A 24,087-nucleotide genomic window follows, 5' to 3' on the forward strand; every position below is an offset into this window, starting at 1 on the left:
TCGCGCTGTTCGCAAACCCGTTCGCGCCACCCTTGTAGACATCCCAGTGCGGCGCGTTCGGGTAGCCGAGCACGTCGAAGTCGACCCCGTCCCAGTCCGACGTCACGACCAGATCCAGCTGGCCGTCCCCGTCGAGATCCGTCGTCGTCCAGTCCTGATCACCGGCATCCGACGCGTTCCCGCCCAGGCGCACGAACCCTTGCCCAGTCCAGCCGCCGCTCGGCACCGTCCACGTCGTCGCGCTGTTCGCAAACCCGTTCGCGCCACCCTTGTAGACATCCCAGTGCGGCGCGTTCGGGTAGCCGAGCACGTCGAAGTCGACCCCGTCCCAGTCCGACGTCACGACCAGATCCAGCTGGCCGTCGCCGTCGAGGTCCGTCGTCGTCCAGTCCTGATCACCGGCATCCGACGCGCTCCCGCCCAGGCGCACGAACCCTTGCCCCGTCCAGCCGCCGCTCGGCACCGTCCACGCCGTCGCGCTGTTCGCAAACCCGTTCGCGCCACCCTTGTAGACGTCCCAGTGCGGCGCGTTCGGGTAGCCGAGCACGTCGAAGTCGACCCCGTCCCAGTCCGACGTCACGACCAGATCCAGCTGGCCGTCCCCGTCGAGATCCGTCGTCGTCCAGTCCTGGTCACCCGCATCCGAGGCGCTTCCGAACAAGCGCACAAAGCCTTGTCCGATCCAACCACCGTCGGGCACCGACCACTGTGTCGCCGCTTCGAACTGGGTCGCGGGATCGAGTGGAGGATCGCCGTCGCCGTCGCCGGTCGGGTCGCCGTCGCCGGTTGGATCGCCGTCGCCGGTTGGATCACCGTCGCCGGTAGGATCGCCGTCGCCGGTTGGATCGCCGTCGCCATCGCCGGTCGGATCGCCGTCGCCGGTTGGATCACCATCGCCATCTCCGTTCCCGGTTCCGTCCCAATCCCCCGCGACGTCGCCACCACCACTGTCCCCACAGCCGAGCACCGAGCAGAGCGTCGCCAGCAAGACCAACGACGGCGAGTTCGTACTGATTTTCATCGTGCCGACGTTCGTGCATCCAGCACGAAAAATCAACGGACCTGTGCGGACTTGTGAGTCACAGCGGGATCCGACGCGGATGCTCGGCTCCCCCTCGGCCCCCTGAACGTGGCCCAGCACCTTACCTGCTCGTTCGAAGGCAGCGCACGCACGCTGTCCTCGATGCCGTTGAACATCCCAACCCGGCGGATTCCGGTGAGCCTGGGGATCCCAGCCCAGCTGTCCCACTCCGCTTCGCGTGAACCACATCTGGGCGGGGTCGAAGGCGTCGCCGCGCCGACAATAATTCCTGGCTCGACGCGGTGAGCCTGCTATCTTCGCCGCTGCTCGTTGGTGGCTGGCTGCTGACCCCGGGCGACAACTTCATCGACCCCGTTCGCGCGCACGTCTGCACGTCGCACGTTGCACGTTTGCGCCTCAGCCAGAGATCAACGTCATGTCCAAATCAGCGCCCACACCGGGCAAACCCGCCAAGATCGAGCGGATCGTCGCCGCGCTCGCCCGCCAGGGGCTCGCGGTCAGCCGAACCGGATCGGTCTGGACCCTCGCGCGACCCGAGCGTGCCGACACCCCCCGAGCAGAGGTCTTGCTGCCCGACGGCTTCCCGCTGTCGAGCAAGGCCGCCGTCCAGCTCGAGCGCTTCGCCAGCGCGACACATCCGGCTGGCGGCACGGTCGTGGCCGCCCGCGCGACCCCGGACTTCCACGCGGGCGCCCGCGTCCCGGTCGGCGCCGTCGTTGCGACCAGCCCCGACATGCTCGTGCCCGAGGCGATCGGGACCGACATCAATTGCGGCATGCGCCTGCACGTGGTCGACCTCGACTACGAGCGCTTCTTGGCCGCCAAACCCAAGCTCGTGGCCAGCCTGCGCGGCGACCTGCTGCTCGGAACCCGCGACCTGCCGATGGACTACCGCAGCCTCCGGGCGCTGTACCGCGCAGGCGCGCCAGCCTGGCTCGAGCAGGTCAGGGCCACGCCGCTCGGGCGCATGGCCCTGGCCGACTGCGAGCAGATCGAGACCGAGCTCGAGCGCTGCTACGAGCTCGGCAGCTTCGAAGGCTCCACCACATGGTTCCGCGGTGGCGAGCGCGAGATCATCCGCGACCCGTGCCTCGGGACCCCCGGCGGCGGCAACCACTTCGTCGAGATCCAGGTCGTCGATGCGATCCTCGACGGGCGCATGGCTCACGCCTGGGGCGTCCGTCAGGGCCAGCTCGCGTTCATGGTCCACTCGGGCTCGCGAGCCGTCGGCGTGGCGGTTGGCGAGCACTGGCGCGAGCGTGCCCGCGATCTATGGCCAACGGGCCTCGCCCACCCGAGCAGCGGCGTGTTCGCGGTCCATGGCGAGGCCGCCAAAGCCTATCTCGAGGCGATGTCGACGGCGGCCAACTACGGCGCGGTCAACCGCCTGCTGCTCGCCGAGCTGGTCCGCCTGCGCCTGCGCGAGCACTACGGCGATCTCGCGGCGCCGCTGGTGTGGGACGGGCCGCACAACCTCGTCAGCCGTGAGCGCGGGCTCAACGTTCACCGCAAAGGCGCGACGCCTGCCCGCGCGGGCGAGCCTGTACTGATCCCCGGGTCGATGGGTCAGCCCTCCTACCTGATGGTCGGACTCGGCAGCGAGCACTGGCTCGCGTCGGCGTCACACGGGGCCGGCCGCGCGCTGACCCGGCATCGCGCGCGCCACCTCGATGAGCGAGACGCTGGGCTCGCCGGGGTCGAATGTATTGCGTTGCATGCCGAGCGTCTGCGCGAAGAGGCACCGGCGGCGTACAAGGACATCGCGCCGGTGATCGATGTGCAGGTCGAGGCTGGGATCGTCGGGCCGGTGGCTCGGATGCGACCGCTGTTGACCTTCAAGGCGTAGCGCGGCGACGGCTGCGTTACGCCTTCGGCCGGCTCCCTGCGGTTGCACGGCGCAGCCGCGATCTGCCCGCTGGTGTCGCATCCCACGTGCTATGGTCCTCCGTGTGGGCGTGCCAGAGCCCCAGCGCATGACCTACGCCGCCTACCTCGCCGCCGAGGAACTCAGCTCGACCAAGCATGAGTACCTCCGCGGGGAGGTCCACGCGATGCCCGAGGGCACGCCGGAGCGCGCCGCGTTGCTGGCCGCCGTCGTCACCGAGCTGAGCGTCGCCCTGCGAGGGCGCCCCTGCCGAGTCTACAGCTCCGAGCTGCGAGTCCGCATCGACGCGGCAGATCTAATCTGCATGCGAGCATAGGTGACGAGAGCGCCATCTTGGCCCAGACCTGGTCTGCCGTGCGCCGACTATAGCGACTCGAAGCTGGTCCGGCTCTGGTAGCCCGACGAGGTGGTCATGTGGTAGAGTGGCCCGTGTCGACGCGCAGACGAGGTCGATCGCTCGAGTTGCCAACGCTTGGGCCGACCGAACAATGGCTGTGCATCGGGCCGGTCGTGGACGGCACGGTGGCCTCGCCCGAGCGAGCGCTAGCTGTCCTGCGCCGCGCCACGATGACGCTGGGCTGTGATCTTCGGCGTATCGGGGGGTTCATGGCTTCGCATGGCGTCGGTGATTTGCGCGCGCGCACGGCAAGCCAAAAGTGGCGGCAGATCACCCAGCTGTTGCGACTCGGGCAGATGCGTGTCGTCGAGCGCCCCCGCGTGCTGTCGCCCTACTCGCACATCGACATCGCGCCCGCGCCCGCGCCCGCGCCCGACGCTCCCCAGCCGATCGTGGACCAGCAGGCATGGTTCGAGCTGATCCTCGAGGACGACTTCGGCCGCGTGCTCGCCAACGTCGAGCATCGCCTCACGCTGCCCGACCTCTCGATCGTCGAGGGCCGCTCGGACACCAGCGGCCGCGTGTTCATCGAGCAGCTCGCTCCCGGTCACTGCAAGCTCGAGCTCACCCTCAGCCGGTGGCCGGACTTGCCTGACATGGACACGCCAAAGGCCCCAGCAGCACCGCCCGCGTCGCGCCTGCTCGAGCTGCGCCCCCCCTTTAGCGGACGGCTGCCCAGCTTCACGCTGCCCACGCTGGTGCACAATCGCGTTCGCCTGCAACCCTCGCCGATAGCGGCCCACGCCGCAGTGGGCTTTCGCGCGGGCTCGTCGTTTGTCAGCCCGGGCTTGGCGATCGCGCTAAGGAGCACGGCAGGTCAGCTCGAGCAGGTTTCCTCGCAGCTGGGCTTGTTTGGTCACAGCGATCCATCAGGTTCGGGCGCTGACAACAAGGCCCTGTCCGAGCGGCGCGCCGCGGCCATGCGCGCGCTGGCGAGCTCCGACGCCGACGTCTTGTTCGAGATCGCCGACCACGAGCGCTGGGGACTCGACGAGTACCAGGCCATGCTGCGCGGGCTGGGGTTCATCCCCGGCGCGATCGATGACACGAGTGGGCCGATGACCGACGCCGCGATCGAAGCCTTCGTCGAGGCCAACGCCGAGCGCTGGCTCAGCGGGCTCCCGCCCAGCAAGGGGCCGTCGCTCGACGAGCAGACCCAGCGGGCGATCGTCAGCGCCTACGTAGAAGAATACGGGCTCGGTCTCGATCCCAGCCGGCTGCTCGGGACCGTCGCTAGCGGCTGCCGCGAGTTCAACGATGTCAAGACCTCGCCCGCCCAGGCGCGGCGGGTCACGTTGGCTGTGTTCACGGATCCAGCCAAGGCTCCGCGGACGAGCGACCTCCCCTGCGTCGAGGGAGACAGCGGCGCGTGCACGCTCGACCGCGAGGACGGCCTGCGCTGCCGATTCTTTCGCCACGCGGTCGCGCCTCGGGATCTCGACGCGGTCGCCGTCGAGTGGTTCGACTTCGCGTGGTTGCGCACGCCGACCGGTAAGATCCACCTCAGCGCGCTGACGACCGCGCCCGACACCGACGACGTCGAGTTCGAGATCGGCATCGCGGACGGCGGCTTGCCTTCGCCACCGCCAAGCTCGGCGGCGGGCGGGCACGCGGGGACCGAGCTTCGCAAGCTCGGTCGCGCTGCGGGTCTGGTCCGGCACGGGGTCTGCTACGCGCTGTGGGATCCCGAGGGGTTTGATCCGTTTGATCCGCGGCAGTGGTTCGAGACGGATCCCGACGCACCGGAGATCGAGGGGCTGCCGGTGCCCACGTTCAAGATCACGCTCGGTCGCGATTGGGCCTACTCGACCCCGCCGGGGCGGCGGCTCGATCGGATCGTGCTGGTTGGGGACGCGCAGCGCGATGTGATCGCGTTGCTCTCGGACGGGTCATACGCCCGCTTCGCTGGGCAGCAGGGGCTGCAGCAGGTGGCGGCCGAAGCGGGCGGGCTGCATGTGTTGGCGTTGTATCCGTGGAATGGGTTGATCTCGCCAGCGGGTCGGAGGGGGCAGGAAGGATGAGCGTCCACGTCCAAACGGCGGGGTGGCCGCCAGAGGAGCATCCATGACCATCTCCCTCAACGCCTTCGTCGGTGTGCTTGTCGCCCTTCTCGGACTCATTCACCTCTGGGTCGTCACCTCGGTTCGACGCGGGCTGCGTATGAACGTCCCGGGCACATGGTCGACAGGCACGCCGCAGGATCCGAGGCTCTGTGTGACCGGCCGCCCTGAGGTAGGTCTTGAGAAGCTCGTCTCGCCACTGACCGAATCACCGTGCGCGGCCTGGCAGGTGACGCTCGAGTTCCACGTCGGGGCCTTCGGGCTCGCTCCGGCTCGCTACCACAAATACAGTGCCGCTTCGTTTTGGCTCGCTGGTGAGGACTCGAAAACGCGCATTGTGCTGCATCCCGGCGATGACAGCTCCATGCCCTACAAGGCTTTCCCGATGCTGCTCCCGCCATGGCGGTTGCTGCGGGCGGCCGGGCGAACCACGAGCGCCATCTCGCTGGTCTACGGCAGCCCGGAGACGTCGACCTCGAGTCACCTGGCGAAGCGCGCTCACGCGGTGGCGCTCGAGTTGCTGGCCTGCCACGAGCTGCCAGCTGACACTCTGGACCAACAGGTCACAGTATCCGAGACAATCGTCGACTTCGAACAACAGTGGGTGTGCGAGGGGCCCTGTCAGTTCGTCGATGGCGAGCCTGCCATTGTATCGAGCACGCTGACGACTGGCTGGGTGATCCCACCCAAACCCATGAAGCTGACGCCCCGCGCGGAGCTTCGCGCCGTCGCGCTTCGGCTTGTTGGGCGGGAGCTCGCCCCGGTTCTAGCTCTCGACGCCGTTCTCGTCGGAGTCTGGGTTTGGGCACTGCTGGCAGCGAGGCCGGGGATATGACACACATCGACGGAGTCGTCATGACAAACCTCGGACCCAAGGTCGACATCGGCCGGGTGTTTGGCCAGGATATCACCTACGCCGTCTTGGCCGCAGCGTTTCATGTCAACGCCTATGATGTGCTCATCGAAGTATACCGCGCGAAAGGCACAAACGGAAAAGCGTTTCATGATCTGTACCAGGTGTTTATGAAGGCGAACCCATGGCTGACAAGTTATACCGAGTTGACGCAGCAAGCAGCTCAATATTGGCATCAGGCTCATGGCGGCACGGACGGCATCGCCAAGCAGGATCTCCCATTTCTCAACTGGACGATCCCCAAGGGCGTCGTGATCCGCTTGCCCAAAGCCGCCGCGGGCGCAGCTCTGATCGAGGCTGACGCGGCCGTCGCGTCGCGGTACATCAAGCTCGCTATCGATTGCCCCGAGTTTGCGAAAATCGAGCTACTCGCGCAGCATCTCGACCAACTTGCGAGCAAGCTGGAGGCTCTGGTCAATCAACTAGAGGGTAAAGTCGTCACCCGAACACATGACAGCCTCGCATATATTGTCTCGGCGCAGCGTCTCGCTACCATGATGTACGACGTGATCCCTAACACCCCGAAGGCTACTGTTGATTATCATGTAAACGACCATCTAGACCTCATCGATTTCATGGGCCAACTCCTCGAGCACGGTGCGAGGTTGATGACCGACGAGCCTGCCCTATTTGACAGAGAACTGCACAAATCCATCAGCTCGGCGGCCGCTGAGCTGATAGCGGAGTTTGTCGATAGCGACAATATCGAACGAATTCGAAAGCTCGCGCCGTATTACGACGTGGCCGACCGGCGCGACAACTGGGCGGCGCTCGAATCTGCACTCATTCGGGCGACATCCGCGCTGGTCCGCTCCAATCGAGGCGATGACTTCGTCGAGCAACACCTAATGCCCTTCTTTGAAGGGGTCGCTGAAAAGGCTGACGTGCAGCGGCTCGTCGACCGAGTTCAGTCCGAGCCGTTCAAAGACGCCATCCTAAAGGGGTGGCGAACCATGACACCGAAGACCAAAGACTCGATCTTTGCGACGATCGGAGCCATTGGGTCGATCGGCGCTGGGGCGATCGGAAACTCTCGGGGTCCTGCGTCGCTCGCGGTCTCCCTCGTCATGGTAGGCGGGCCGGTTTTCTCGAGCTATATCGCTCATCGGTCTCTCAAGCTGAGCAACGCGGGCACGGTGGGCGCGACCTTTGCCATCCGAGTGCTCATGCGTGTCACGGATATGGCCAGTGACACGGATCTCGATCACTTGCTCGAGGCGATCCTCCCAGCGGGGAAGACCCCACCAGACCTGGCGGCCATCAAGAAGGTCAAGTGGTCTCACAAGCTCATGTCGAGCAGCTTGTGGGCCGGTGTTTATGCGCTAGCCAACCTTGCGGCGTTTTTGTCGATCATCACGTCGGACCACGATCGGTCACGAGAGGCGCTCGTCCAGCTCGTTCAATCTGGCGCTCAATTGGCAGTCCCGTTGGCAGAGATCGCGGGTGCGCTCCTCGACAAAAAGGGGAAAACCAACGCGTCTCTGAAGGTGCTTGGTTCCGCGAATAGGGTTGCTCAGTTCGCTGGTGCGCTGGCGTTCTTCCTTGCCGTGTGGGTCTTCGGGAAGGAGATCGCCGAGGCCTATCAAGATAAAGACATCGACGTCGGAGACGTGATCGACATAGCCGGATCTGCGGGGACCATCGCGTCCGTTGGCGCTTGGTTCGTCATCGAGTTTGGAGCATCCGCGGCGGTGTGGGGCGGCGTGATGGCCTTTGGCAGCATTCTCTCGATGTGTGCGGTCGTCGCTGCGATCGGCTATCGTGAGGCGATGAGCGGCCCCGGTACTGCGGCCTACATTGTTGCGTGCCTCGACACGTTTAAGGCGAGCGACTACGGCAAGCTTCTGCTGAGCGACAAGCGCTTTCGGGAGGACTTTGACGATTTGATTGATTACATCGACGCAGTGAAGCCCAAGCTCGTCAGCTTCAAGGGCAAGCAAGACGAGCTCTACACGCTCATGAAGTACTTCAGCATCGACGGCTGCGCGACCATCGTCGAGATGGACCCCGCGGTCGTCCGCGAGATCGTCGGCCTGAAGTAGCCGCTACCACTCGTAAAAGCCGCTCCCCGACTTCTTTCCCGAGCTTGCCCTACGCGACCATGTCCCGCAGCAGCTGCGGCGGCTCGAAGTGGGCCCCTACTCGCGCTTGCCGGCGAGGTACTCGGCGATGCTCAGCCGCACGTCGAGGCCCACGAGGTCGGTAAGCTTCAGCGGCCCCATCGGAAACCCATAACCCAGCGTCATGGGCTTGTCGATGTCGAGCAGCGAGGTTTCACATGTTGCGCTACCACTGCCTCGGTGCTCGACCGCCACCTCGGCCGCGGCCACCTCCCAAAGGCCAGCTCGAGCTCGACCTCGCCGCGTGACCGACCCGCCCCTGATCAGGCCGTGATGGTCGAGCCGTGTCTCGAGTGGACGCAGCCGGGCAGGCTCGGGGGGCGACAGTGTTCCCATTTCGCGCGAACACGATCGAGGCGCGGCTCGAGGCAGCACGAGCCGGCATGGGGATCGTCATGTATGCGGCCGGCGTCGCCCCGGCGGGGCTCGAAGCGCTGGTGCTCGATGTCGCGGCACCGTCAGTCCCCTTTTATGTGGTGATGCACCAGGACCTCAAGCGAGTGCCACGCATGCGTGCGATGGCCACGGCGTTGACCCAGCTGTTTTCCGAGCACGTTGAGGCATTGTAATGCCCAACACCCAACCCCCAACGCGTCGCGTGGCTATGTGATGTACTCGCCCAGTCGGACTCTGTCCGCAGCACGACCTGATCTCCACGCTGCCGTGCGGTAGCGGTCCCGACAGATGAGGGAGAGCTTGTGGTACCAACGGATGCGCCAGGGTTGGGCAAGCCGCTCACGCAGGTACCTTTTCAGCTCGGACGAGTCCTCGCTCTTCGGCTATCATTGACCGGTGGCGCGTCGCTTCCCCCCCTGTGCCGGGTGCTCGCGCTGTCCGCCTGCGTGGTGTCTTCGGGCTGCGGCGGGATGATCTGCTATTTCGGCGAACGGGAATGGCAAGCTGCCACCGTCCGGGGCATCCATGTCGCTGACCCAGGTAGTTGCGGTCGCTGTGATCTGTGGTTTCTGGACGTGATCCAGTCGATCGATGGCGTCGAGCCCAAGCAGACCAGGGACGCGTACGAGCTGCTGGCGACTCGCCGCCGCCACGAACTCACGGTCTCGAACGACGCGAGCGCGGACGTGCGAGACGTGACCATTCGCTACAAGTCGAGTCAGCCGACCGAAGTCTCGCTGGTCTCGCTCGATGCGCTCAATACCACGCCGCTCGCCGCTCGAGGCCAGGCGTGGGGGCATCGCTTTCCCTTTGATGATCTGCACAGCTCGACCGACAGCTGGCGGATCCCCGCGGATCCGTGGGGTGGAACGTGGATGTTCCTGGCTGGGAGTGGCGTGCTGGAAGCACCGACCGTCGCGGGCCTCAGCGTCCCGTTGTTCGTGGACGTGAACCATGAATTGAGCGAGGCGGCGGGTCGGACCCAGAGCAGCTTTCCGCCGCCCGGGATCATCGAAGTCACGCCAGAGCGCGACTCGAGGTCCACGCTGCTGTTGACCGTCAACCTGCCGACGTACTGGCTCCCGATGCTGGTCGTCGTCGACTGTCATGGAATCGTGAGGTGGAGTCTGGGCTCCGGCATCGGCTTGGACGCGGATCTCGACGCAGCCGTGCGCGAGGCCAACAGCTTCGCGCAGCAGCTCGAGGCGGAGCGCGAGGCGGGTGGCTGCTGGGTTCCCGCGGGGTGACGACGGGCCGTCACGAGCGGGCGGTGGCGCTGCGTCGCCACCCCTCGGGCGTGGTCGCGTGCCAGCGGCGAAACGCGCGGTAGAAGGAGGCTTGCTCGACATATCCGAGCAGCCACGCGACCTCGGCGAGCGACAAGCTGGAGTCGGCGAGGTGCGCTTCGGCGAGGCGGCAGCGGGTCGAGTCGAGCACCGCCGCGAAGGTGGTGTCGTGCGCGACCAGGCGGCGCTGGAGCGTCCGGGTACCGATAGCCAGGGAGCGGGCGACCTGTGCGAGCGTGGGCGTACCGTCGACGAGGCGGCTGCGGATCGCGGCGCGGACGTCCTCGATCAGTCGCGCTTCGGGGCTCGGCGCCGGGGGGACGCGCTCGAGGACGCCGCAAAAGTAGGCTTCGAGTTCCGGGTCGGCGACCGCGGTGGGCGTCGAGAGGAAAGACGCGTCGAGTTCGAGGGCCGCCGCGTCGGCTCCGACGGTGATCGACGCACCCAGGAACGCTTCGAAGCGCTCGCGTTCGGCCTCGGGCATACACGCGCGTCGCGAGCGAGCCCCGAGGACCGGCGGCGGCTCGCGCGACAGCGTCGTGAGCAGCTGCCGCGCGACCAGGATCGCGTAGTCCGACAGCAGCACGCTGCCGAGGCTCGCCGGGCCGAACCGGCGCTCGATGATCACGACCCGCTCTCCGGTGACTTCGGTGCTGTAGCGGGCGCTGCGGTTGGTCAGGTGCTGGAAGCGAGCGTGGCAGGCGAGCGCGTCCGCGACCCTCGGCGCGGTCTTGCAGGCGAGGCCGACGATTCCGAGAGTCGACGCATCGTGGCGGCGCACCGCATCGAGCACGAACTCGGCGTAGCGCGGCTTGCGGTACATCAGCTCGAAGTGCGCGTGGGTGGATGCTCCCGACACGCTCTGACCCACGGTCTCGATCTGCGTTCGCGTCCACCCGAGTGCGGCCTCGAGCTCGGCCTCGGTCGCCCCGAACACGAGCGAGGCCTCGTACGCGGGGCGCACGTTGCTGGTGTCGATGTCGCCATCGGACAGTGGATTGGGCGGGGCGGACACTGACCGTCGCCACCAACGAGAGCACGTTGTCGGCATGCAAGGCAATACGTTCGGCGCCCTCCTGCTCCTGGTCCCGCTGTTGCTCGGCTGCGGACGGGCGCCCGTCGTGCTGCCCGACGAGGCGCGCGAGGCTCTGGCGCGCGGACCCGAGGACCACGCCCAGCGTGTCTACGTCGGCACGGTGGTTCCGCAGGGGGGGGGCGCTCGCGGCCTACCGGTATGAGCGCTGGGTCTCGGGAAGCGGCGACGACCGGACCTCGACGCATGTGACCCTCGGGCTCGACGGCACGCCCGTCCTCCTCCACCGCGCACGGCACGACTCCGGCTATCGCCTGCGCCGCTTCGAGTCGGTGCACACCCAGACCGGCATCCGCTCCACGATCGAGGTTCGGGACGACGGCCGCGTCGACTTCACCGTCCACCGCGGGGCCAAGGTCCGCCGCCACCACGAGGGTCCGGGCGATCCGATCGTGGTGGGCCCGACGCTGTTCGGCTTCATCCGCTCGCACTGGGCGACCCTCGCCCGCGGCGATACGATCCCCGTGCGCTTCGGTACGACGGGCCGGACCTACGGCTTCGAGCTGCACCTCGCCGAGCGCCGGGTCGACCGCGCGGTGGTCACGATGGTCGCGTCCGGCGTGTTCGTCCGCCTGGGCATCGATCCGATCCGCATCGAGCTCGATCTGGAGAGTGACCAGGTGGTGCGCTATCACGGGCGGGTGCCCGTGCTGCTCGACGGCGACGCATTCGACGCAGACATCGAATACGCCTACGAACGATCCTTCCGCTGATCCAACGGCTGGTTCATCGTGCGCGCTCGTCGTTGACCCTGGCGCGATGATCCAAGCGCAATGGCGCGAGGCTGCAAGCCGGACCGAGCGCGTCGTGCGAGACCTCGGGCATGCAGATCGAAGGCAGTCGAGTGCTCGTGACGGGGGCAACCAGCGGGATCGGCCGGGCCATCGCGCTGTGCCTCCATGACGCGGGCGCAAGGGTGTTGGGGTGTGGGAGCAACCCTGGGCGTGTGCGCGCGCTGTCTGATGCGAAGGGGATCCCGGTCGAGTGTTGCGACCTGAGCGAGGCCGAGGACCGGCGGGCGCTGGTCGCTGCGGTTGGGTCTCGGCTCGGTGGCCTCGAGATCCTCGTCAACTGCGCCGGGATTCAGCAGCAGCTGGAGTTGAGGGGAGAGGTCCTGGCGAGCGACATCGAACACGAGCTCGCTATCAACTTGCTCGCGCCGATGTTGCTGACCCAGGCGTTGATGCCGAGGCTGCTGGCCGGGCCTGCGGCCGCGGTCGTCAACGTCACCTCGGTCCTGGCGCTCACGCCCAAACAGAGCGCGCCGGTCTACTGCGCGAGCAAGGCGGGGCTGCGCTCGTGGACGATCTCGCTGCGTGCTCAGCTCGAGGGCCATGGTGTGCGGGTGATGGAGTTGGTCCCTCCGGTGGTTGCTACGCCCATGACCGAGGGTCGCCACGCTGGCGCGATCTCGGCGTCGGCGGTCGCGCACGCCTGCATCGAGGGGCTTCGCGCCGATGCTTCGGTCGTGGCGATCGGCAAGGCCCGGCTGGCGCAGGTGCTTCATCGCCTGGCGCCGAGGTTGTTGGCTCGTCGGCTCCGCGATGCCTGACTTTGCGTCGCTCGAAGGCGCTTGCGATCCTCGCCGGCGTGTCCGGCCGGATCCATCACGTGATCGCCTCGCTCGTGGTCGACGGACTCCGGCACGTCGCGCCGGAGATCCCATTCGACGTCGAGGTCCTACGGGAGATCGCCGAGGCTGACGAGCGCGAAGGCGTCGACCTGGTCGGCTATCGACGTCTGCTTCAAGTCGCCCATGCGCATGATGGCGGCCTCGCGCTGCTCTCGGCCGGGCAGCTCGCGCGGGAGCGGAGCCACCCCTTACTGTTCGTGCTGCTCAACTCGGACTCCCCCGAGTCGGTGATCGACAAACAGGTCCGACTCGCGGCGTTCATCCACTCGCGTCACCACCTGGTCCTCGAGCACATCGGAGCGAGGGAGATGACCCTCGTGCACGTATCTAGCGAAGACACACCACCAGAGCCGGCCGAACATCTCGCCGCCTGCGGGCAGTATCTGGTGGTGTTCGAGGAGATCGGCTGTCGTGAGCTGTGTTGCCGGTTCCCGGACAGCGCGCAGCCGCAGCGCTGGGTCTACGAGGCCGGTCGGTTCCGGGCGCCGGCACCTGGCGGGGGCTACCAGCGCTGGCACCTGCGCTGGGCGAGCTTCGAGCCCACGCGCAAGCCGATGCCCGGGCTCGACGAGCTGCTGCTCGCCGACCAGCGCGAGCTTCGCGAGAGCGTGGGTCCGGCCGCCGAGGTCGAGCGCGTCGTGCGACGAGATCTCGCTCGGACCTGGAAGCTGGCCGAGGTCGCCGCCTCGCTCGAGATGTCCCCGCGTTCGCTTCAGCGGACGCTGGCCGGAGTGGGGGAGCGCTACAGCGACCTGATCGATCGGATCCGCAATGACGAAGCCGCGAGGCTGCTGCGCGAGACCTCGCTGAGCGTGACCGAGATCGGCTACGTGTGTGGGTTTGCCGACGCGGCTCACTTCAGCCGCAGCTTCAAGCGCAGGTTCGAGCAGCCGCCCTCGGTCTACCGCCAGCAGCAACCTGGCCTCGATAGCCTCGAATTCTCGCGCTGACGCCCCGAGCTGCGCTCGCAGGTCGTCGACACTCGTGCTGGTTTCGAAGCCGTCGTCCGCGCTTGGGCATGCCGGCGAGCGAGCTCCGAGTACCAGCGCGCGCTCTGTGGCTCGGGCAAGCTCGACTCACACTCGGTCAGCGGCCCGGTGCGAGGAGTCGCCGAACCCAAGCCCACCCCTCGAGTGGACACGTGGGGGGATTGGCTCGCTTTAGCCCCTGGCCCAACGACCAAGGGCCGTGTGCACATTGGGCCAATGTGTGATCGAATGGACCGTTGTTGGGATGTTTGTAACCTGTTCGAACGGACAATCGGACGTCCCGAGAGCCTTGCTTGCGCAATTGTGTGAAGGGCCGTGGAGCTGGAGCCATGGAGTCGGGGATGACAATACGGAAAAAAGCCTACGCGGCGTTCCTCGCGACAACGGCGATCGCAGCATGCACCACGGTGTTGGTCCTGACCGGGGCCCCGACGGCCTTGGCTGCCTGCCACGGGGGGGCGAGCTACCCCTCCTCTTCGGGGTGGGGATACGAGGGCGCGCAAAACCTCACCTGTGATGGGCTCGGTGACTACAATGGACTCTATCGAGATCAAGTCGTCGACGGCAAACTGGTCCGAATCAGGACCCGTTGGATCAATGGTTCGAGCTCATATTCGTACACGAACTACACCAACGGCCTCAACGTCAACTACTACTACAGCTATTGGGACAACGACAAATCGACCAACTACAATATCTGTCGCAGCGACGGCATTTGTGCCTCGCAGGGAACGAACTGGGGATTCTGATGACACACATTCAACCGGGCAAACAAATCGCGGCTTTGCTGGTCACCGGGCTGCTGCTCGCGGGCTGCAGTACGGATTCGGAATCAGGTGAGGCGACACAGCTGCGCGCACAGTCGACCGACCTCGACACCTTCGAGGAGCCATTTCAGGTCGCCATCGACCGGCGTGTGGGCTTGACGGTCGAGCAGGTTCGGGAGGCCGTGTTCTCGGCCCGAACCGACGCCGTGCAGCGCTGCCTCGGCGCGGCCGGCTACCCGCTCGGCACCGCGCAGGTCCAGGATATCGTCGCGTTCGACACCCTGGAGGCCGCCTCGCTGCTAGAGGTCTCGCTCGCGCAGCTGGACGAGGGCGACCCGTGGGCAGATGTCGGCGCCCACCCAACGCAGATCGTCGAGTGTCTCGAGCGCGCGGAGGCTGCGATCAATCCCCAGTATGAGCTCGCGCTGCTCCTCAATGACGCCACCATGAGCATCTCTCGCCAGCTCGAGAAACACCCCGAGATGATCACGGCGATGCGACAAGAGCGAGCGTGTGTCAGCGAGAGCACGTTTGCGGACTACGGTGTCGCCGCGTTGGCGGAGGAGGACAGGGCGGTCGTCGACATCATGGCGTCGGTCCACGCCGAAGCGCTCTCGAGGGACGACGCCAAGCGGGCGCTCACTTCGCTGGTCGACGCGCGTGGGGATCTCGACGTCGCGCTGATGGAGGTCGAGGCTTGTACGCGGAGCCGGCTGGCGGTGGAGCGAAAGCTGGTCATCGAGCAACAGCAGCAGTGGCTGGCCGCCAACCCCGGCTGGATCGACGACATCGCCAAGCGCTATGTCGTGATCCTCCAGCCCCTGGCGGCGTCGGTCCTGAGCGCCCCGTAGCGGTGCCAGCTGGGCTCCACGATGGGGACCGGGTTTCACAGACCCGGCCCTCACCGTGGCTTCGGTGAACGGGCGCGACCTCGACGACTACCCGAGCAGCCGTCGCCCGAGCTCGAGCAACCACTGCCCCTCGGCCGAGTCATCCCCCGCGAGCTGCTCGGCCCGCTCGACCGACAACAGCCGACGCACCGACTCGCCGGGTTCCTCCAGATTGGCCAACATCCGATACAGCGTCGCGTGAGGCCCCTCGACGCCACGCGCGGCCTCCCATTGTTGGACCTCGGCGGCGAACGCCGGATCACCCGGCAGCGGCCGCTCGTCTTCGTTGGCTGGCCCCACCGCGTTGATCGCCTTGACGACGAGGTTGCGACGATCACCGTAGGTCATGCTCGCCAGAAACTCGGGCATGAACGGTCGGCCGATCCAGATGTCCTGTCGGCCCATGCCAACCGGGAACTCGAGCCGATCATTGAGCGGCTCGACCGGCAGCCCGCCGACGAAGCGAACCGGGACGACAGGAGCCCCAACGGCGATCGCCATGTCCAAGAACGCGCCGCTCATCTTCTGGACCCCGGTCGCGCACGACAGCGAGCGGGTGCCTTCGACGTGGACCATGACGGACCGGCCGACCCCGCGCATCTCGGCGGCGAGCTCGCCAATCACGGTCATCAAGCTGGACTTGTCTTCGCGATCGAAGAAGGTGATCAGCCCCGGATCGCGGACGTTGGGGTACGAGAAGCAGTGCGCGATCAGGCGGCCCAGCCAGGTGTGCTTGTGCTCGATCTTGGCGAGCGTCACGGTCGGCACCTTGGCCAGAGCCGAGGCGATGACGGAGAACAACAGCGACTCGACGCCGACCTGGTGGTTGGCCAAGAACATGGTGCTGCGACCTTGGATCTGGGCGAACGCGGCCGGGTCTTCAATGACCACGCGCCGCACGAATCGCTCGATCAGCCCGTAGTACAGATCCTCGACGGGCCATGGATCCCGCGCGAACCACTGCGTCCAAAACTCGCGGACCGGCGTGATGTCGAGCTCGCCGATGCCGGCCCCGGACACGCTGACCTCGCCCTCGTGAACCTGGGTGCTCAGCTCGAACCGGGTCAGCGGGAGCGCCTCGGGCAGCTGCTTGGGGTGCAGAGCGTGGGCGGCCGCGATGTGCTCCTTGCGAGCGACGGCCTGGGGATCGCGGGTGCCGTAGATCCCGGCGACGGTGCCCGGCAGCCAGTCGCTGGCGTCGAGATCAGCGAGCGCGAGCGTGGTCTTGTCGGGGCCCGTGCGCGCGAGCGAGAGCCCCGCGACCGGCTCGTGATCACGCAGGAACGCGCGGCGATCCAGCGGCGCGGCGCTGCCGAGCTGGCCCTTGGGAAAGCAGGCCTCGACCAGCCGCATCCGACACCAGACGCCCTTGTCGCCGATCAGCTGGATCTCGAACGCAGGAAAGTCGGGCGAGCCGACGGTGCCGACCGGGCGGACCTCGCAGCGCAGCTGGCCAGCGTCGGGCGTGGGGCCGTAGAGATCGATCTCGGGGATCCACGCCGGGTACGCGACCTTGTCCGCGCTCGGCGGTTGGCCGCCCGGCCAGGTCCACTCGGTCAGGCGGTCATGCGGGATGCCGTGGGTGGCGACGTCGAGCAGCGCTGGCGCGAGCACCCCGCGTGGAACCTCGCTCTCGACCCGGACGATCGACGACGCGCCGTCGGTGGTCCGCACGAGCTGCTCGAGGAGTTGAAACGCGGGACCGTGAAACAGCTGGCCGTTGGCGTAGGGCAGCTCGACCGGGTCACCCGTGAGCGGCTCGAGCGGGGTCGGACGCTCGCCGTAGCGCCGGGCGATCACCAGCCGACCGCTGGCGACCTCGCGCTCGCTGCCATCGGCCTCGATCACGCGCAGCTCGACCCGCTCGCGGTCTCGCTCGACCCGCAGCTGCCGGGCCTCGTCGAGCACCAGCCAGCCCTTGATCCGAACGTCGCGCAGGCCGATCAAGCGCTCGTCGGCGCGGGTGGCCTGGGCCAGCAGATCGACCATCGACATCATCGGCAGGGCCGGAACCGTCCACGTCGGGCAGTGGTCGCGCAGCCAGTTGTCGCGCGCGGGATCCAGGGTGATCGTGCGGCCGCTGCCGATCGGGGCGGCCTCGTCATCGACGATCCGCATGGCGACGTTGGACGCCTCGTAGATCCGCTTGCCGTCGACCCACAGTGAAGCCGTCGCGAACGCGATCGCGCCGCGCTCGTCGTCGTCGCGCGCGGTGATCTCGAGGGTCGTCTGGATCAGCTTGTTGCTGGGCACGACCTGGCCGCGGTACTTCCAGGTGATCGCCTGGTCCACAGCGATCGCCTCGAACCGCGGCGCCTGCATGCCCGCGTCCATGCCCAGCTCGAGCATGGTCCACTGCAGCAGCTGCAACATCGCCTCGATCCCGAGTGAGCCGGGCTGCACGGGGTCCTGGAAGAAGTGGGCCTTGAAGAACCACTCGTCTGGGTCGACGCGCTTCTCGGCCCGCGCGAACCCAAGCCCTGCCGCGCCGCCCTCGGGGTCGAAGGCGGTCACGTGATCGAGCATCAGGAGCATCGGCCGCGCCATGCGGGCGCGACCGGGCGTCGGCTTGCCGCCGTCGAGCGCCCAGCTGCGGGTGCTGGGTAGCTCGAGCAGCTCGCGTTGATCGGACGTGGTCGGCAGGCCAGCTTGGTTCTCAAAGGCGGCGGCCGGGAAGAACCCGAACACGGTGGTCATCGAGTAGATCAGCGCCTCGCCGAGGCGACACTCGACCTCGAAGCCAACGATGATCATCGAGGCCGTCTTCGACAGCGAGGTGTTGGTGACCCGGGTCGTGAGCGTGGTCGCGTGCTCGGCTTGCGACCGCAACAGCAGCTCGGCGTGGAGCGTGCCGCTGCCGTCGAGGTTGCGGAACATCAGCGAGTCGGTCGACGCCAGCGCGCAGCCCATGTAGCTCGCCAGCCACCCGCACGGCTGCAGCGCGGCCTCGAGCAAGACCGCGAACGGGACGCTGCGATCGCCGTTCTCGGCCAGGTACCAGGCGCTCGCGGGGATGTCGTACTCGACCTCGACCCGGGCGCCGGATCGGGCCTCGCCGATCGGGCCGTCGACTCGCACCGCGCGGCTGATGAAGTGATACGGCGGGTTGGGCAGGCGCGCGACCGACTCGGCGCTATCGAACCGGGCGTAGACCGGGCCGAACGCGTGGGTCGGTCGGCCCTGGGCGCACGCGAGCATCGAGCGGTAGTCGAACGCGAACTCGCCGGCCTTGGCGATCGGGCCAGTGGTTGCGACCGTGCCGGCTTCGAGCAGCGGGTGGCCCTCGTCGAGCGGCCAGCCGGGCACCAGGCTCAGGCCGACCCGGCGGGCGTGAAACGCCTTGAGGCCGTCGACGGTGCACAGCAAGTCCGCGTACACGGTCGGGATCGGGCCGGCGATCACCTCTTCGACGAACACCTCGTAACGCAGCTGCCTGGCCTTGGGGGTGACCTGGCCTCGGCAGCTGAGCAGGAACGGCTCGCCCTGGACCGGCTCGAACCGCCAGCCGTCGCGGCGGACGGTGAAGCCCAAGCTCGCGAGGAACACCGACATCGCCTGCAGGCAGCCGTCGAACATCAAGGTGCCCGGCATGCAGGGGTCGTTGTAGAAGTGGCCGTCGAAGAACCAGTGATCGGGAGTGATCGCCGTGGTCGCGGACAGGTAGCCGCGCTCCCACGGGCCGCCGCGAGCTTCGATGCGCTCGACGCTGTCGAGGAACAACATGCGCCCGGCCTGGATCCGCGGGGTGCGAGTGTGGGTCTTCGCCCAGCTCCACGCGCTGCCAAAGCAGTCCCACGGGCGGCCGTCGGCGAACGCCTGCAGCTGCGCCGCGCTCAGCGACGCGTGCTCGCAGCGCAGCGCGGGTGGATCCAGGCGCGGCTCGGCGACGATCTCTTGGTCCTCGGGGCGCCACAGGCAGCCGTCCGAGGCGGCCAGCTCGGCGTCGGTGAAGAACCCGGCCTGGCCCTTGCGGACCGACAGGCGCAGCGCCCCGTCGATGTGGCAGTCGTAGTGAAAGAACATCAGCCGAGTCCCGCCTTGCTTGGCGTGACCGTCGAGGTGGATGTCGAACGCGAGCGTCTCGCCGATCCGCGGGAGCCCGCCGTGGTAGGTCAGCGTGCAGCCGAGCAGGCGATAGACCCGATCGCTGCGGTTCTCGGCGTCGACGCCGAGGTAGCTGATCAGCAGCAGGTCGGCCTGGCCGGACTCGATCATGATCCCGCCGGGCATGTGGCCGTCGTGCAGGTACCAGGCGTCGGCGCGGACGTCCGTCTCGGTCCAGATCGTGCCGAGCTTCATCGACATCGGCTCGGCGTCGAGGCCGGTGACGCGATCGGCGAGCAGCAAGGGCGGCTCGGGCATGCGGACCTGTCGCTCGAATTGATCCTGGCCAGCGAACGCGGGGCCGAGGATGTCCGAGATGCGACCGCTGGCGTGGATTTCGAGGGCGGCGCGATCGAAGGTCGGGCCGATCGGTGTGCGTGGACCGGTGGCCTCGGGGGCGTTGGGTTGCGGGCGCGAGGGCGGAGGTGAGGCGCTCGCAGGCGGGGCTGCCGATCGTTGAACCGGCGCGGGCTGCGGGCGCGGTGGCTCGACGGCGACGGGCGCGGGCTGGCGCGGCGGCTCGGCACCGACGGGCGCGGGCTGCTGACGCATAGGCTCGGGAGCGACGGGTTCGGATCCCGGAACCGTGCCGCCCGATCGCGTGCGCGCGGCCGCGGCCAGCAACTCCATGCTCTGCTCGTGCAACGCCAAGAACTGCTGATGCAGGCTGGCCTGGTTCTCGATGAAGGCTCGCTGCGCCTGGCCGAGCTCGGCCAGCTGGGCCTGCATCACCGACGCGGCGAAGCTCGAGCTCGGCGCGGGCGTGGACGCAGGCGACGGTGCCGGGACGTGGGGGAGCGCGGGCGGTGGCTCGGCGCCAACCGGCGGTAGCGTGGGCGCGGGGACCATGATCTGAATCGGCTGCGAAGCGCTCATGTTGTCGTTCTCGTCCCGACCAAGCGACCGCCGCGGCGGCGCCTGGGGGGTTGTCGGCAGCGGCACGGACACCGCCGGCGGGTGGGCCTCGAACTGCAGTGCGTGCCCGGAGCTGGCGCGCGCCTGCGGCCGCTCGAGCAGGGCATCGATCGAGCAGTCCACGCCCGCGGCGAGCAGCGCGGCGGCGGCCTCGATGATCACCTCGACCCCGCCGCCCTTGCGATCCAGCGCCACGATCACCGCGTCGCGCGGGCCCAAGATCTCGCGGATCCACCGACTGCACCCGCCCTGCGGCCCCTGCTCCACGAACACCCGCACGCCGTCGGCGTAGGCCCGCTCGATCACCGCGCGAAAATCCAGGCGGCGATCAGCCTGGCCGAGGATCGCCGCCGCGCAGGCCTCGGTGCTCGGCGTGTAGGGGCCCGCGTGCGCGCACGAGTAGACCCGCAGGTCCTCGCGCGCCGCGACCGGCCAGCGATGCAGGTCGAGCCAAGTCTCGCGGATCTGCGCGAGCTCGGGCACGTGCACGGCGAGGTCGTAGTGAAGTCGCAGACAGCGGGCCGCGCCGAGTCGGGCCCGCACCCGCGCGCAACCTTCGGGATCGCCAGCGACGATGCCCTCGCCGTCGTGGTGGATCACCGACAGGTGCACGCGCGGCTCGGGCTCGACGGCGGCCTCGATCTCGCTGATCGGGGCGACCACGGTCCAGGTCTCCCACGCCGGGGCGCTCGAACCCCACGCCCGCTCGACGGCCTGCAGCGCGCCGCCGATCTGCTCGATGAACACGCCCGAGTCGCGACACGCGGCGACCATCGCGTCGTGGTCGGTCCAGATCCCGGTCGCGAACAGCGAGTTGCTCTCGCCCGACGAGTAGCCGATCACTGCGCTGGGCCGCAGCCCCAGCAGCTCCGTGCTCAGCCGCGCGTGCAGCTGCGAGACGAACGAGCTGGCCCACAGCTGCTGCAGCGGCTCGACGTCGATCCACGCGGCCTCGTACGCGGCGGCCAGGGCCGGACTGCGCGCGGCCAGCTCGCGGCCGAGGCTCGGCAGCGCGTTGAGCAGCGGCTGGGCCATGCCCTCGTAGGCCGCCCCGGCGCCGTTGAACACGAGCGCGAGCTCGCCATGGATCGGCGCGCGGCGGATGAACACGCCGGGTCCCGTCGGTCCGCCGTCGCGCAGGTGTCGGACGGCTCGATCCACGCGCCGCGCGTGCTCGCTGCGGTTGCTCGCCACGATCACGGCTCGGCACGGCCCGTCCCCGCCCGCTCGCCCGCTGACCAGCGCGCGCTCGAGCTCGGCTGCGTCGGCGCCCGCGAACATCGTCAGCCCGGGCGCGGCCAGCTGCGGACGCAGCAGCAGCGCCGCGCTGCCCGGGGGGCCCTCGACTCGCATCTGACGCGGCGCCGACCAGGGCCGCGCGTCAGGCAGCGCGCCGCGGCGACCCGCGAGCACGGCCGCGCACAGATCACGCAGATCCCCAGCCGCCCACGAGCGACCCAGGCGCGCACGCAGCCCGAGCTCGCCGAGCGCGAGCTGCCCGTCACCCGCGTCGCGCTCGAGCACCGCGAGGACCCGCGCACCCGCGCGGCGTGCCACGCTCAGACGCTGTACGACGAACGCCACGGCCGCGTCGCCGGGGTCGCTGTCTCGCCCCTCGACCGCCGCCAGCGCCCGCGTGTGGACCTCCTGGCAGCTCAGGTCGACCGCGCAGACCACCGCCGTGTCGAGCTCACCGCTGCGCAGGGCTCGGCTCGCGAGCGACAGCGCCCGCGCCCCGGAGAACTCGCCGTCGAACACGGTGCAGCTGTGGCCGCCGAGATCGAGCTGGGCGTTGATCCGGTTGGCGGGGATGTTGGGCATGGTCCCGACCACCCCAGCCGCGCTCAGCGGGCCGACGAGGGCCTCGCCCGCGCTCGCGATCCAGTCTCGCTGGCCGTCGGGATCCAGGCCGGCGTCGCGCAGGCGCTGGGCCAGGCGCCAGCGCGCGCCGTGCCGACAGATCTCGGGATCCGGCTCGATCCCCATGAACACCCCGCTGCGATCGTGCGACAGCTGGGCCTCGAGCCCCACGCTGGCCTCGCGCGCGGCGGCCAGCACCAGCAGCTGCTGCGCGAGGGTGTCGCGGAGATCATTCGGCGGAGACCGCAGGCCCGCGAGCTCGAGCGTGAAGCTGCCGGTCTGCCGGTCGAGCTCGTGCTCGCCCAGCAGCACGCGCGTGAACGCGTCGGCGTCGTGGGCCGAGCCGACGACCGCACCCACACCGATCACCGCGAGCGGCTCCTCGGGTTCGGGCGCCCAGGTCCCACCGTCACCAACCAACGTCGGGTCGTCCTCGCTCACGACCAGATGCGCGTTGTTGCCTCCAAATCCAAACGCCGAGACTCCAGCAATTTTTGGCGCCCCCTCCGGCCACGGCTCCGCCCGATCCAGCACCCGAAACGGCGTGTCGGCCAAAGTCGGGTTGAGCGCGGCGGCGTCGATGTGCAGGGTCGGCGGACGCTGCTCGTGGCGCATGGCCTCGAGCACCTTGATCAACCCCGCGACGCCGGCCGCCGTGATCGCGTGACCCAGGTTCGACTTGAGCGATCCGATCGGCAGCGGCCCGCTCAGCTTGCGATCCGCGAACACCTCGGCGCTGCTGCGCAGCTCGGTCGCGTCGCCGACCACGGTCCCGGTCGCGTGGCACTCGAGCAGCGAGACCTCGCTCGGATCCACGCCAGCGAGCGCGTAGGCCTGCCGCAGCGCCCTCACCTGCCCCGCCTGGGCCGGCGCCAGGAACCCGCGACCGCGGCCGTCGTTGGACAGGCCCACGCCCCGGATCACGCCGTAGACGTGATCGCCGTCGCGGCGCGCGTCGGCCAGGCGCTTGAGCGCGACGAAGCCGGCCCCCTCGGCCGGCAGCAGCCCGTCGGCGTCGGCGTGAAATGGCCGGCTGCGACCGCTGCGACTGAGGGCCGACAGCGCACAAAACCCAACGTGCAAGAACAGATCGTCGGCCCGATTGACGGCGCCAGCGAGCGCCAGATCCACCTGCCGATCATGCAGCTGATCACAGGCCAGCTTGATCGCCACCAGCGAGCTCGCGCACGCCGTGTCGAGACAAAACACCCCGGGCGCGAGCCCCAGCGCGCGCTCGAGCAGCTTGGCTGCGCTGCTCATGAACCGGTTGCGCGGATCGACGGGCCCGTCGCCCTCGCCAAACCACACCGACTCGGCGTGGCGGCTCATCTGCGCCATCGGAAACCCGAGGTTGCCGAATATTGCGCCCACGCGCGGCCGGGCCACCTCACCCCGACGAGCGTCGCCCGCGTCGCTCAGCGCCTCGCGGGCGCAGTGCAGCACCCACCAAAACAGCGGATCGAGGCCGCTCAGCTGCGCGGCCGGGACCGCGAAGCCCTCGGGATCCCACACGCTCTCGAACCCGCGCACGTACCCGCCGCGGTCGCTCCAGGTCTGGTCCGGGCCCTCGCCCCGCACGTCCGCGCCCGCGAGCCGCCAGCGACCAGGGTCGACCGCATCGATCGACTCGACCATGCTGCGGCCCTCGATCACCAACGACCACAGCTGCTCGGGGGTCAGCGCGCCGGGCAGCACGCACGACCGCCCCACGATCGCAATCGGCTCGTAGTCTGTCAT

The 24,087-nt window shown here is 68.4% G+C and carries 14 protein-coding genes and 2 pseudogenes; 12 read left to right on the forward strand and 4 right to left on the reverse strand.

Features of this window, described 5'->3' with window-relative positions; all coding sequences use genetic code 11:
- Window positions 1-1,021 (reverse strand): annotated as a pseudogene (locus tag ENSA7_RS04650) (hypothetical protein); the annotation flags it as partial.
- A gap of 436 nt (window positions 1,022-1,457) precedes the next feature.
- On the opposite strand from ENSA7_RS04650, the gene ENSA7_RS04655 reads away from it, so the two are divergent.
- From ENSA7_RS04655 to ENSA7_RS04675, 5 genes are all read left to right on the forward strand, one after another.
- On the forward strand, window positions 1,458-2,888 hold the full coding sequence (locus tag ENSA7_RS04655; protein WP_106087981.1) for an RtcB family protein: 1,431 nt from the start codon (window positions 1,458-1,460) through the stop codon (window positions 2,886-2,888).
- A gap of 103 nt (window positions 2,889-2,991) precedes the next feature.
- Window positions 2,992-3,243 carry a Uma2 family endonuclease gene (locus ENSA7_RS04660; RefSeq protein WP_181233150.1) on the forward strand — a complete coding sequence of 84 codons (252 nt, stop codon included), beginning with the start codon at window positions 2,992-2,994 and terminating at the stop codon, window positions 3,241-3,243.
- Between the two features lie 290 nt (window positions 3,244-3,533).
- Window positions 3,534-5,345 (forward strand): peptidoglycan-binding domain-containing protein, encoded by a 1,812-nt coding sequence (locus ENSA7_RS04665; protein ID WP_146157331.1) that lies wholly within the window; start codon window positions 3,534-3,536, stop codon window positions 5,343-5,345.
- A 43-nt stretch (window positions 5,346-5,388) separates the two neighbouring features.
- Entirely contained in the window at window positions 5,389-6,219 is an 831-nt protein-coding gene (locus ENSA7_RS04670) for a hypothetical protein (protein ID WP_146157332.1), read from the forward strand.
- A gap of 20 nt (window positions 6,220-6,239) precedes the next feature.
- Window positions 6,240-8,339: a hypothetical protein gene (locus ENSA7_RS04675; RefSeq protein WP_146157333.1), complete on the forward strand. Its 2,100-nt coding sequence runs from the start codon at window positions 6,240-6,242 to the stop codon at window positions 8,337-8,339.
- A gap of 3 nt (window positions 8,340-8,342) precedes the next feature.
- Here ENSA7_RS04675 and ENSA7_RS46315 read toward each other — a convergent pair.
- A pseudogene (locus tag ENSA7_RS46315) lies at window positions 8,343-8,558 on the reverse strand (3-hydroxyacyl-CoA dehydrogenase family protein); the annotation flags it as partial.
- A 152-nt stretch (window positions 8,559-8,710) separates the two neighbouring features.
- Between ENSA7_RS46315 and ENSA7_RS04685 the strand changes: the two are divergent.
- Together ENSA7_RS04685 and ENSA7_RS04690 are read left to right on the forward strand one after the other, a co-directional pair.
- Window positions 8,711-8,986, forward strand: a complete 276-nt coding sequence (locus ENSA7_RS04685; RefSeq protein ID WP_181233152.1) for a type 2 periplasmic-binding domain-containing protein — start codon at window positions 8,711-8,713, stop codon at window positions 8,984-8,986.
- 402 nt (window positions 8,987-9,388) lie between these two features.
- Window positions 9,389-10,060, forward strand: coding sequence for a hypothetical protein (locus ENSA7_RS04690; RefSeq protein ID WP_106087987.1), 672 nt, complete (start codon window positions 9,389-9,391; stop codon window positions 10,058-10,060).
- A gap of 10 nt (window positions 10,061-10,070) precedes the next feature.
- On the opposite strand, the gene ENSA7_RS04695 is transcribed toward ENSA7_RS04690, so the two are convergent.
- The gene (locus ENSA7_RS04695) at window positions 10,071-11,114 is read right to left on the reverse strand and encodes a helix-turn-helix domain-containing protein (RefSeq protein ID WP_244923713.1); all 1,044 of its coding nucleotides are present in this window, start codon (window positions 11,112-11,114) and stop codon (window positions 10,071-10,073) included.
- A 164-nt stretch (window positions 11,115-11,278) separates the two neighbouring features.
- Here ENSA7_RS04695 and ENSA7_RS04705 point away from each other — a divergent pair, with 164 nt between their 5' ends.
- From ENSA7_RS04705 to ENSA7_RS04725, 5 genes are all read left to right on the forward strand, one after another.
- Entirely contained in the window at window positions 11,279-11,905 is a 627-nt protein-coding gene (locus tag ENSA7_RS04705) for a hypothetical protein (protein WP_146157334.1), read from the forward strand.
- A gap of 110 nt (window positions 11,906-12,015) precedes the next feature.
- The gene (locus ENSA7_RS04710) at window positions 12,016-12,744 is read left to right on the forward strand and encodes an SDR family oxidoreductase (protein WP_106087991.1); all 729 of its coding nucleotides are present in this window, start codon (window positions 12,016-12,018) and stop codon (window positions 12,742-12,744) included.
- A gap of 38 nt (window positions 12,745-12,782) precedes the next feature.
- Complete coding sequence (locus tag ENSA7_RS04715) at window positions 12,783-13,775, forward strand: helix-turn-helix transcriptional regulator (RefSeq protein ID WP_181233154.1); 993 nt, start codon at window positions 12,783-12,785, stop codon at window positions 13,773-13,775.
- A 368-nt stretch (window positions 13,776-14,143) separates the two neighbouring features.
- Window positions 14,144-14,563 carry a hypothetical protein gene (locus ENSA7_RS04720; RefSeq protein WP_146157335.1) on the forward strand — a complete coding sequence of 140 codons (420 nt, stop codon included), beginning with the start codon at window positions 14,144-14,146 and terminating at the stop codon, window positions 14,561-14,563.
- Window positions 14,563-15,432 carry a hypothetical protein gene (locus ENSA7_RS04725; RefSeq protein WP_146157336.1) on the forward strand — a complete coding sequence of 290 codons (870 nt, stop codon included), beginning with the start codon at window positions 14,563-14,565 and terminating at the stop codon, window positions 15,430-15,432. The genes ENSA7_RS04720 and ENSA7_RS04725 overlap by 1 nt, the downstream gene beginning before the upstream one ends.
- An 87-nt stretch (window positions 15,433-15,519) precedes the next feature.
- Here ENSA7_RS04725 and ENSA7_RS04730 read toward each other — a convergent pair whose 3' ends face one another.
- On the reverse strand, window positions 15,520-24,087 hold the full coding sequence (locus tag ENSA7_RS04730; RefSeq protein WP_106087995.1) for a beta-ketoacyl synthase N-terminal-like domain-containing protein: 8,568 nt from the start codon (window positions 24,085-24,087) through the stop codon (window positions 15,520-15,522).

Origin of the sequence: Enhygromyxa salina, assembly GCF_002994635.1 — a bacterium.
GTDB classification, from domain to species: domain Bacteria; phylum Myxococcota_A; class Polyangia; order Nannocystales; family Nannocystaceae; genus Plesiocystis; species Plesiocystis salina_B.